At 43.2% G+C, this 11,456-nt stretch carries 8 protein-coding genes; all 8 read right to left on the bottom strand.

Annotation, left to right across the window (positions count from 1 at the left end):
- Positions 1–3: 3 nt before the first annotated feature.
- The 8 genes from AB2J24_RS01070 to AB2J24_RS01035 all read right to left on the bottom strand — a co-directional run bounded on the left by AB2J24_RS01070 (position 4) and on the right by AB2J24_RS01035 (position 11,453).
- On the bottom strand, positions 4–645 hold the full coding sequence (locus AB2J24_RS01070; RefSeq protein ID WP_162652713.1) for a hypothetical protein: 642 nt from the start codon (positions 643–645) through the stop codon (positions 4–6).
- 99 nt (positions 646–744) lie between these two features.
- The gene (gene leuA / locus AB2J24_RS01065) at positions 745–2,454 is read right to left on the bottom strand and encodes a 2-isopropylmalate synthase (protein WP_367384122.1); all 1,710 of its coding nucleotides are present in this window, start codon (positions 2,452–2,454) and stop codon (positions 745–747) included.
- Positions 2,455–2,763: 309 nt separating this feature from the next.
- Positions 2,764–3,294, bottom strand: coding sequence for a helix-turn-helix transcriptional regulator (locus AB2J24_RS01060; RefSeq protein WP_367384121.1), 531 nt, complete (start codon positions 3,292–3,294; stop codon positions 2,764–2,766).
- Positions 3,295–3,321: 27 nt separating this feature from the next.
- A complete protein-coding gene (locus AB2J24_RS01055; RefSeq protein WP_367384120.1) occupies positions 3,322–4,605 on the bottom strand; it encodes a ferric reductase-like transmembrane domain-containing protein in 1,284 nt (427 codons plus the stop codon).
- Between the two features lie 151 nt (positions 4,606–4,756).
- Entirely contained in the window at positions 4,757–6,928 is a 2,172-nt protein-coding gene (locus AB2J24_RS01050) for an anthranilate synthase component I (RefSeq protein ID WP_367384119.1), read from the bottom strand.
- A gap of 217 nt (positions 6,929–7,145) precedes the next feature.
- A complete protein-coding gene (locus AB2J24_RS01045) occupies positions 7,146–8,246 on the bottom strand; it encodes a DUF2333 family protein (RefSeq protein ID WP_367384118.1) in 1,101 nt (366 codons plus the stop codon).
- Positions 8,239–9,540, bottom strand: a complete 1,302-nt coding sequence (locus AB2J24_RS01040) for a DUF6638 family protein (RefSeq protein ID WP_367384117.1) — start codon at positions 9,538–9,540, stop codon at positions 8,239–8,241. Before AB2J24_RS01040 ends, AB2J24_RS01045 begins: the two co-directional genes overlap by 8 nt.
- Complete coding sequence (locus AB2J24_RS01035; RefSeq protein ID WP_367384116.1) at positions 9,537–11,453, bottom strand: AAA family ATPase; 1,917 nt, start codon at positions 11,451–11,453, stop codon at positions 9,537–9,539. Before AB2J24_RS01035 ends, AB2J24_RS01040 begins: the two co-directional genes overlap by 4 nt.
- Positions 11,454–11,456 lie beyond the last annotated feature (3 nt).

Here is an 11,456-nt window from a genome sequence, read left to right as displayed (position 1 = left end):
TCTCTAAACAGATTGAATAAAGGCGATAATCTCGTCGTAATAATTGACCGTCAAAGCAAGACCTAAAACACCACCAATAAGAAACCAGATGATCGCAATAACCATGCTTGCTGAACCAGACTGACTGCGTTTTTCATCGATTAAGACTTCTGTATCATCGGTCTCTTCTTGATCTATATTACGACCAAGACTCTCATTCGTCATACGAGAATAATAATCTTTGAAATCTTCGAGATCACCCTCGATAATTTTCTCTCGTTCAATCACACGATCCGCGACGTAGTTACCAATTTGGCCCGCTATCGTCTTCAAATCGCTATCTTCAGCCAAAACGACTCGTCCAAGTCGACTATCACGCACGAAACGAAAAGTTCTCCTGTCACGCCCCATGTGCACGTGCGTTACGCTATCAATCCAAAACCGTGGTTGTTCGCCAGAAGATATTGAAAAATCAAACCTATCGTCCTCCTGATCAACATCATTGATGAGAGGCTCCAACTCCTCCATCAAAAGTTCAAGACGAGCCTTATCGGCCTCTTTCATATCGATGACGACATCTTCACGTTCCGCAGCAACTATCCTGCGCTCACGAACGACATCAGAAAGCCGACGATCATTTGTTATGTTATCTTTGTTCTTTGACATGGTTTTTGTCCAAAAATTATGGTTAACAGAAGCTTAACACAAAACATGAACATAGGCGAGCGCGATAATTGCGCTCACCTCATTTCAGCGGAAATATACCTAGTTTTCCAAGATTCGATTAGCAGCAGAAACAATTGCCGATAACGATGAAGACACGATGTTTGTGTGTATACCAGCACCGTGTATCTTTTTACCTGCCGTCTCAACTTCCATGTAACAAATAGCGGATGCATTAGAGCCATGTTGAAGCGAATGTTCAGAATAGTTGGCTACCGTCATTTCAACACCAAGATATTTGGACAAAGCGTTGATAAAACCATCAATTGGACCAGTGCCTACACCTTTAATTTCGTGTTCAACACCACCATCAGAAATTCGAGCAATGATCTCTCTTAAACTCTCGTTTTCCGGATGAGTATGCGTTGTATGATCTATAAATTTAAGGCGACTACCTTCTTGATGTACATAGATGCCCATGAAATGTTCGTAAATCCGTTCCGCTGGCAATTCAACACCTTCGTCATCTGTAACTTTTTGTACTTCCTTACTAAATTCAATTTGAAGTGCACGCGGTAAACTAATCCCGTAATCTTCATTCAGAATATAAGCAATACCGCCCTTACCTGATTGAGAGTTAATACGAATTATAGCTTCATATGTACGACCAACATCCTGCGGATCAATCGGTAAATAAGGCACTTCCCAAAGTGGCTTATTCGCTTGTTTGATAGATTTCATACCTTTGTTGATAGCATCTTGGTGTGATCCGGAAAACGCAGTGTAAACCAATTCACCCACATACGGATGGCGTTGAGGAACCTTCATTTGGTTGGAATATTCATACACGTCTTTGATACGTTCGATATCCGTACAATCAAGTTTGGGATCAACCCCTTGAGTAAACATATTCAATGCCAATGTCACAACATCAACATTACCGGTTCGCTCACCATTCCCAAATAACGTTCCTTCAACACGGTCGGCACCAGCCATAAGTGCAAGCTCTGTTGCTGCAATTCCGGTACCTCTGTCATTATGCGGGTGTAGAGAAATAGTAACGCTGTCCCTGCGGTCCACATTTCGGCAGAACCATTCGATCTGATCAGCATGAATATTTGGTGTCGACATTTCAACGGTTGCGGGCAAATTTAATATCAACTTATTTTCTGGCGTTGGCTGTATTTCAGCAACAACCGCATTGCAGATATCAAGCGATACTTCCAACTCTGTACCCGTAAAACTCTCAGGCGAATACTGAAAACGATAACCGCCACCTGCTTCTTCAGCCATATCGATAATCATTTTGGCTGCGTCAACAGCGATTTGCTTTATGCCATTCACATCCTTACCAAACACCACGCGGCGCTGTAATTCTGAAGTTGAATTATAGAAATGAACAATAGGCTTATTGGCACCCTTTAACGCCTCAAAAGTACGTGTGATCAACTCGGGTCTGCACTGCACCAATACTTGAAGGGACACATCATCCGGCACCCCACCCTCTTCAATACACCAACGCGCAAAGTCAAAATCTGTTTGCGATGCAGATGGAAACCCGATCTCGATTTCCTTGAAACCCATATCAAGCAAAAGCTTGAACATTCTTGCTTTTCTGTCGTGTCCCATTGGATCAACCAAGGCCTGATTTCCATCTCTAAGATCAACAGAACACCAAGTCGGTGCCTCTGTTATAGCCTTGTTTGGCCATGTTCGATCCGTTAGCGGTACTGGCGCATATGGTTGATATTTGCCCGATGCAAAGGGCATACCCTTGTTACTTGAAGATGATGGGTTCGCATTTTTAGTCATGGTTCTTCTCTCGTAATAACCACCCGTTCAGGCACATTTTGCCATAGAACACAGGGTGTCCTCATATGGAATATTCAATTTAATATGTAAAGACTTAAGGAGCAGCTTGGTCATCGACCGCCGGACGCCCCGTTAATGAGCCCGACGACCGCCAATAAGCAGAAGAACAGATTGAATACCAGCATTGGAAGCAGCGCTTCTAATGTTCAAAAGAAAATGAATTTTTAATACTGGCAAGATCATAATGGTTGATAATTAAACTTGGCTCACCAAAATAGCAAGAGAAATTGATCTAATGTTCAAATTAGCTCAGATAGTATTTGAACTCTTCGCACCATCAGTAAAATTTCCTGTCATCAACTCTTCGACAAAAAAGCTAATAAGTTGAGGACGTCCAGACACATTCGCTTTTTTATAAATGGCGTTCAACTGGGCCTTAATTGTACCTTCTTTGGTTTCTCGCATAACAGAAATCTCACTTATCCCGAGACCTTTAACGGCCAATAAAGCAACGTCACTTTCAGAACTGGTAAGGCCCCATTCTTGAAATGATTGATGCAGCACCGCATTGAATTCGCCGGACGCTGCCCGCAACTTCTCTTTTAATTGACCAGATTCAGCGCGAAGATTTACTAACTGCCGACCAGTTGCAATCATGCTGATAACCATAACGATGACGATGACAAACTCGAAAACCTCAAAATTGATGAAGCCAATCTTCTCTGGAACGTTAGTAAATTCCCGAATTGCATCGCCAATGAAGAATAGAACACATAGGGTCTGGGCGATAAAAAGTGCCCTAATACCTTTACGATTATCAAGAAAGTCAAAATAATTCATCACACGTCTCCCATGCAGGAGTAGATACTATCCTGTTCGGAACCGCGCAAGAAGCCACGCAATAATGTTTCGGATACCTATACCCGATCTAATTTCAAACTCCTCATAATGAAATCGGCGTGACGACAACCCTTCCCGCTTAAGTCCGTGCAACATGGCTTTTCGCAAACTTTCTGGTCCGCAATAATAAACATCTGCATTTTTAATCAAAAAATCGACATTTGAAGCAATCATGCTACCCGAGAGCCTCTGCCCTTTTGAGGAAACAACGAGATGCAGATGAAAACCCTCTAACTTCGTTTTGGACTTCAATTCCTCAAGATGGATCGCATCATTCTCCTCTCGCACACAGTAAAACAGGTGAATGGGATTATCCGTTTTCTCCAATTCGCTTAGCCATGCCAAAAATGGCGTAATGCCAATACCACCAGCAATCCAAATTTCTGGATTTTTACCGCGTCGTTTAAAATGGCCAAATGCGCCCGACACTTTTGCTTTCGTTCCCACTTTAATCGCTTGGCCAATTCGGCCGGTATAATCGCCCAGTCGCTTAATTGTGAAGCGCAGCGTCTCATCTTGCTTTGGAGCTTGTGAGATTGTGAATGGGTGAACTTCTTCAAACCCAGGCAGGCTGAATTTCAGAAATGCAAACTGACCTGCACGATGAGAGATACCTCGTTTTTCAGGCTTCAAAGTAACAGATAACGCCGAACCCAAATCTCTGATATCTTCTACGACGAAGGATTTACCTCCTCTGAAAGGCAGTAAGGTGTAAATATAGCAGATAATTCCAAGAGCGCAGAATACCAGCATGTAAATACCGATCGGCAGGACTGGTGCGAGTGGCTTCATCAATAGAATATAATGGATGGCACCAAAGACGAAAAAAGCACCCATCAACTTGTGGGTCCATCGCCACAAATTATAAGGAATGAATGTTACAATAGTAATCACGACCAAGGCCAGCAAACCATAAAGACTTAATTCACCGAGTGTTTCACCAAGGTCGGTTAGAAATGTTTCTTGCCCTTTAAGTTCTGCATCTACTGTATCGTGGATCAACAGTGATGTAATCGCCAAAATGCCCAGCCATTTATGAATGATATAAATGCGATCCAAACCACCAAAAATGAATTCAAGCCATCGCATTCGAGTAGCAAGCAGCTGAGTTATCGCCATCGCAATGATGGCAACAGAGGCAATATACTGGCTGAACATCGCCGTCCCATCACGACCAATAATCCACTCTGCGTACCAATATAGAGGAGTTAGAATAGCAGCAAGTATAAGTAAAATTCCAAAAGGACGCATCCGAAACCCAATCATGATCAAAACGATAATCGCCAACTATAAGCGTTTTGTCGAATGGTCAACTTTAGTTTATGGGAATTTGTGCCCATATAAACTAAAGTTTGACGAAAATTAAACGCCAAAGATCATATCAAGTGCTAATCAGCAAAAATTATCTTTTTGCTATGTGCGCCACCACATTTTCAATCATCTTAATACCAGCATCTTGCCCCAAACTCATGATTGATTCTGGGTGAAACTGGACTGCAGCAAGGCCATTATCCAAATCTTCAATTCCCATAGGAACACCATCACTCGTCTGGGCAGTTATTTCTATACTATCGGGCAAGCTCTTAGGGTCTACAAAAAGAGAATGGTATCGCCCTACGGCAACTTCATCTTCTAATCCTGAAAAAACAGCACTTTGGGTATTAACAGAAATGCGAGACGGCTTTCCATGCATCGGGATATCCAGCTGACCAAGTTTGCCGCCGCAAAATTCGGCGATTGCTTGCATACCTAAGCACACCCCAAAAATCGGAACACCGTGGCTTTGTGCAAGCCTGATTGTGCGATTACAATCAAAATCAGATGGGTTCCCTGGACCAGGTGAGAGTACCACTAAGTTTGGTTTGTACTTTTCAAAAACTTCATCAGCAACAGGTGACCTAACAGTAGTCACCTCGGCTCCTGTTTGGCGGAAGTAATTGGCAAGCGTATGCACAAATGAATCTTCATGATCCACGAGGAGTATGGATACACCGTTACCAACAGCGTTTCCTCTTGCCGACGTACTTGCACTATTGCTTGCCAAATCTCCCCTAACCGCTGCCAACATAGCCGATGCTTTCAACTCAGTTTCCGCCTCTTCATCTTCGGGTACAGAATCATTAAGCAAGGTTGCGCCTGCCCGCACTTCGGCAATGCCATCTTTAATACGAATTGTACGAAGCGTAAGACCGGTATTCATATCACCATTGAAATTAATCATGCCAATAGCGCCACCATACCAACATCTGGCGCTTTTTTCATGCTCTTCGATAAATCGCATAGCCCATAATTTCGGCGCACCAGTAACCGTCACCGCCCATGCGTGAGACATGAACCCATCAAAAGCATCCATTCCCTTGCGCAGGCGCCCTTCAATATGGTCCACCGTATGAATAAGCCGTGAATACATCTCAATTTGACGACGTCCAATCATGCGAACCGAACCTGGTTCGCAAACACGACTTTTGTCATTGCGATCAACATCCGAGCACATGGTGAGTTCAGATTCTTCCTTCTTAGAATTTAAGAGTGCCAGAATTTGCTCAGAATCTTCTATCGCGTCTTTACCCCGTTTGATTGTTCCCGAAATCGGACATGTTTCAATCCGGCGACCATTCACACGAACAAACATCTCCGGCGAAGCACCAACCAAATATTCCCCTTCACCTAGATTGATGAAAAACGAATAGGGAGACGGATTTATTTCTTTCAATCTACGCGCAATATCAGAGGGCTTATCCTGACATTTTTCAAAGAACATTTGCCCCGGAACAACTTCAAAAAGATCACCGCACCTAAAACTCTCTTTTGCTTTCTCAACGAGTTTTGCATATTCACCTGGGTTGTGATCACCGCGAGGTGGTGTTTTTTCGGCCGGCAAAAATGGAGTTTCTTCAATACTGGCATCTTTACCTTCAGTAGTCAGCTTGTCGGTAGAGAATTCATAACTTTCCACCCATGCTTCCGTTGAATGATGGTCAACTACCAAAATCTCGTCGGGTAAAAACAGCACAAGATCCCGCTGAGTATCGGAGCGCTCGATTTTGTATTCGATAGGATCGAATTGGAATGTCAAATCATAACCAAATGATCCGAACAGACCTAAATTGCCATCCTGATCTGAGTGAAAGAGATCCACAATAATGCGCAGAACTGTAAACACAGTTGGCATTTTTGATCGCTCTTCTTCCGTAAACTGGCGGTGAGGTTCCGCAACAACTACTTCTGCATGAGTTTCTTTCGTTTCAAGAATCTGCACGTCAGCCTTTCCATCTAGTGCCGCCAAGATCATCGACAATAAAACCGTCCCACGTTGGTTATAAGCGTCAATCGAGATATTGCGACCAATCGCAGAAATCCCCAATGGCGGATCGACAATGGCCGTATCCCACCGGGTATATCTACCGGGATATTCATAATTGGATGAGAATGCTGCACCTCGACGTGAATCAAGCGCGTTGATATATGTGGAAGTCGCATCACTATAGGATCGCGGTTTGCGTGTCCTTGCAATTGTCACTCCACCTTTTGTGACGTAAGTCTCAGCTTCAGCACTCATAATTTTATAATCCATCTTAATTCAGCGCACAAAAAAAGCCGCGTATTTTTCAAAACGCGACCTCAAACAAAAAGCAAATATATGCAACGGCCGCTTTTAGCGAGCCCACCACCACATACCATTTTGCATTTGTATATTCATGACACATTGGATAGCTCAGCTAAGATCAACATGCAAGTGTCTACATGCAAACAATTCTATAATCGCAATTCGCAGGACTGCAATTGCGGTGTTAGCGATCAAGAATTGAACGGATTTCTATCAGGTTTGATCTAAATCTAAGAATATAAAAACCCATTGTCGCCAAGTGAGTTGGCATAATCCAACCACTCTCATTACCGTTTGAGATAACAGCAGGTTGAATACGCAACGCCGCGACGAGCTGCTCTTCCATTTCATCCCACGGACGATCAAGATTACGTTGACTGATAACCTCTACAAAATCGGCATGGGCGGCCTGCAAAATACCATGGTAGGCATAAAGCTGACCAAAAGCGAACCAGAAGCGATCATCAGCACGCGTATCAAACCAACCGGCATTACTTGTTTCTGAGCGTGTACGAAGAATTGCAGATGTGGAGCCTATATCAGATGCAATACGATCTAAAAACCGAATGAGATTATCAGCTCGCGCATCAAACACAGCATCGCACTTAACCAATCGTTGGTTATAGCCATTCAAATGCCCCAACCCACTTCGGTAATAACTCTGAGAGGGCGTTGTGAAACCAAATGGGTTTGTACTAAAATACCAACGTTCCTCATCGGTTTGCATAACTCCACGCGCTTCTTGTAAGTCATTATCAACTTGTGAGGTGCCACGAACACGACCTAGCGTATCAACCAACTCCGCAGTTGTTCGTCGGATCGCCTGATTAACACCTCTTTGAAACGAGGCTTTATTATCAAAGAACGGTGTGTGGTCCCAGTCGATACCGAAAAAGCCTGCTTTATAAAGCAGGCTTGAAGAAACCCATGCATTGTGATTAACATTAAAATCAATAAGATCGCCAGTTACTGTCACAATGCCAGATGGCGCACAAAGATCATTTCCAACCACAGTGCCAGGAATAGCTGCTTCAGAAAATTCATACTTGTCAGTATATTGCGGATCAAAACCATGCCACACTTGCGTATTGTAGGTGAAATAACCATACCCGCCGAAAATAAAGAAAACGACGAAGCCGATAACAATCCGTAAAATCCAACCGCTTGCTTTATACCAAGCAATCAGCGCGACAAATGGGGCTAAGATAAACGCTATAACAGCCAAGAAACCGCGTTTGATAGCTGAGAATATTTTTCCGAAAAATTCTATAACAGGATCAAGCATAACCTGATGTCCCCTCTGTTTGATAATAGCGCTGGCGCCAAGCTGCCTTATCTTTGAGATAGGAATTCTTGAGCACGTCTACAACCACTTGCTTAAACTCATCATTATAGTTCTGATAAGCTTCATAGAACCCTTGCTTATCAAAAACAAACCGCGAAACAAAATCATACGGATTAAGACGCGATAATAAACGATTCACAAGCCACGTCTCATCATGCATTGGGTTGCCCCGCGAAACACGAAGCCAGCTTTCCGCATTCAGTTCATGCGTGGCTAGCTTCCCAACATCATCAATTCGTTCGGCAGCGTCTTGATAAATATCAAATCGGCCATCTTTGCGAACCAATTTTCTATTGTCCCGTAACCATGATTTTATTGCAGGGTCCGCAAGTGAGTTAAAGGATGGATAAGCTTGTTTTTCCGCAAGAATGTCTCGAACAGCCATCTCGGCTCGGTGATCAAAAAAACCTGATTTCAAAGCCCACTTATCATTTGGCCTTTGCAACCGATCTGAGGACGTCAGGAACTGAAAAATGTTTTTGTAGTCATCAATATCTATATAACTGACTTGCCACGGTCTAGATCGGCGAAACCCAGGTGCTTTTGAATCGCAAATGACTGTTGTTGTTCGCTCGTCTTTGAAAATAAAAATTCCACCGAAATGGTTTGCCCAAAATGAACCTTGATCAAAAACCAAATGATCCGGAACAAGTTTATTATGGCGAATATCTCCGGTTTTTGCTGCTAGTTCGACCATGCGATCAATCAGAGCGTCATCCCGCCACGCATGTTCGTTAACCTCTAAACGATCAGCAAGAGTGCGAAGTTCATTGGCTTTATCAAGCAATTCATCGGCAGATTTCACATCAAACTGAACTTCTTCGATGGATAAAATATCTTCAATATCTTCAACACGCGCAATCGGATCATCAATCTCGCCATAAAGAGCGTCTTTAATTGTAACAGCCCTCAGTGCTCGTTCATTTGCCCGAAAGAACCGATGCATCAGCTCGCCTGTATTCGAGAACTGGGTATGGACAACAGGCAAATGCTCCTGCTCTGGAGAAACAATAACAAATCGTCGATTTACACCAAGTGGATCAAGGTAATTCTGATCATCCATCTCGTTCGCAATTTCGGGTGAAAAACCAGTCATATCAACATGAAATTGATCTAATGCAGTTGGTTTTAGTCCAAAACCAATCATTGCTTTTCTATAGCGTTCGACAAGATAATCTTGTGAGACATCCAACAAGCGCCCATAAATCAGATCGTTTTCATAAAGTAGCTTCATTCAGCCCACCTGCCATCTGCACGCATGGCTTCAATTTCACCGATAGCACGTTCACGCTGGCGTTCACGTCGAATAATCTCTTCCACAGCCGCCGCATCACTTTTATCGGTGTATCTAAATTCTGAATCCGCGTATCGATTGATTTCCTGCAAAACCATTTCCATTGTAAATGGCTGGCGAAGTTCTGAAATCATATCTGATTTTTCGTCATAAGACTTATGCATAAATGCTTCCGGTGTTTCAAACCATTCATCAGGAAGTTCTACATCCATAGACCGCATTTTTATTGCGTCAGTAATATTTTTAATTGCACGACCGGTAAAGCGTGATTCCGCCTGTTTGATAGCATGTAGATAACCACCCACATCTGCCATGCTTTTAATCGCACCGTTTTCTTGTTCAAAACGATCCCAAACTTTCAGTAGCCCCTCTTCCTTTGGGCGGCTGTGACCTTCATAACTCTGCGCGACAGCTTTCTTGATTTGCTGCCCCTCAAAAAGATCATGATCGCCCAAGTCGATTGAATGATTTTTACCAGCCAATAAAACAAAGATATCGACATAATCATCTTCTGATTGGGGGCCATCAACGAGCCATCTCGCGCTTGCTCTTTGACGCAATGCATCATCCACATTCTCCGGATAGTTAGAGAACATGCCAAATGCGCAGTTTCCGCGAATAACCGTTGACGCGCCTGCAAAACTTTCCATCAAAACAGCGGTGACTTCTTGCTGTCCGGCAGATGCCTTATCGTCAGATCGTTTTGCCGCAACCTGATCAATATCATCCACCGTACCCAAAGAAATAGCCCGAGGATCAATCACATTATTGACAAATTCTTTGCAGTTTTGACCAGATTTACCCTGATAAGATGAGATTTGATCTACGCCGAAATTTTCATAATGGAACGGATAACCCGCGACCTGACAATAATCATTGATCATACCTGCAAGCATTTGAATAAGGATTGTTTTACCCGTACCCGGCATACCGTCCCCAATAAAGGTAAACACAAAACCGCCCTGCTCCACAAAGGGATTCATCTGGCGATCAAAATCATACGCCATCAACATTTTAGCAAGTTTTAGCGCCTGATACTTGGCAATATGGTTTCCGATAATTTCATTTGGTTTTTTGAAATTCATCACCAGTTGCTTGCGCGCTTTACCTGGTGGCGTTTCAAATCCATCAATTGTGAAATCATCTTGCTCGATACGAATGTGGCTATTTGCAAAGCCTTGCAGGGCAACAAATCTTTTACGTCTTGAAATCAAAGCTTGAAGGGTTTGTTCAATATAAGTTCTACATCGAGAAACAAGCGTATCATCAGATGATACGCCATCAGCAACATCCTCTAGACCAGATATGATTGATTTAAGTACATCTTGCGGAGTATCGAAATTAAAGTCCGGAGCCTCAACATCATTCACCGCATCCGTATCCACTGGTAAATGGCGCATGAGATAACAAGTTACGGTAAACGCTGTTACATAAGCCGATGCAGCCAGAAGATTTTTATAATTTTTGGCATCTTCACCCGATAAAGGAGACGTAGCGTTCTGTGATTTCAGATCTTCTAGAGAAGTCGATTTCGCAAAATTATCCGCAATCGCAAGAGCCACAGCCGCCCCGCGTCGTGTGCGAAATAGCAAATTATGTTGAGCTACAGATAATAAATCATCTTCAGGGCTGATCCCCTTTAACATTTTCGCCAATTCGACTTCATTAGTTTTTCGTGTCCCGCGACTGGAAACGGTTGATACAAATCTTCGCCTTGTCCCTGCGAGCGGGGTCGATGAACGTGCATCGCTCTGCTCAAGCGTGATAAATCTTGTAATAAGCATCTGAGCCGTTGAAAGATGAGATTTAATCTCATCTTCATGGATTGTTGTCAGGCCACTACTTTGTTCCATTGA

This window comes from Lentilitoribacter sp. EG35 (assembly GCF_040784015.1).
Taxonomy (GTDB): Bacteria; Pseudomonadota; Alphaproteobacteria; order Rhizobiales; family Rhizobiaceae; genus Lentilitoribacter.
Note: the sequence above shows the minus strand (reverse complement) of the source record. Positions and strands in the feature narration are given on the sequence as shown.

What these genes read in the sequence shown, in the direction of transcription:
- leuA (WP_367384122.1), bottom strand. Translation starts at nt 2,454, where the DNA reads ATGACTAAAAATGCGAACCCATCATCTTCAAGTAACAAGGGTATGCCC.
- AB2J24_RS01070 (WP_162652713.1), bottom strand. Translation starts at nt 645, where the DNA reads ATGTCAAAGAACAAAGATAACATAACAAATGATCGTCGGCTTTCTGAT.
- AB2J24_RS01040 (WP_367384117.1), bottom strand. Translation starts at nt 9,540, where the DNA reads ATGAAGCTACTTTATGAAAACGATCTGATTTATGGGCGCTTGTTGGAT.
- AB2J24_RS01060 (WP_367384121.1), bottom strand. Translation starts at nt 3,294, where the DNA reads ATGAATTATTTTGACTTTCTTGATAATCGTAAAGGTATTAGGGCACTT.
- AB2J24_RS01055 (WP_367384120.1), bottom strand. Translation starts at nt 4,605, where the DNA reads ATGCGTCCTTTTGGAATTTTACTTATACTTGCTGCTATTCTAACTCCT.
- AB2J24_RS01035 (WP_367384116.1), bottom strand. Translation starts at nt 11,453, where the DNA reads ATGGAACAAAGTAGTGGCCTGACAACAATCCATGAAGATGAGATTAAA.
- AB2J24_RS01050 (WP_367384119.1), bottom strand. Translation starts at nt 6,928, where the DNA reads ATGGATTATAAAATTATGAGTGCTGAAGCTGAGACTTACGTCACAAAA.
- AB2J24_RS01045 (WP_367384118.1), bottom strand. Translation starts at nt 8,246, where the DNA reads ATGCTTGATCCTGTTATAGAATTTTTCGGAAAAATATTCTCAGCTATC.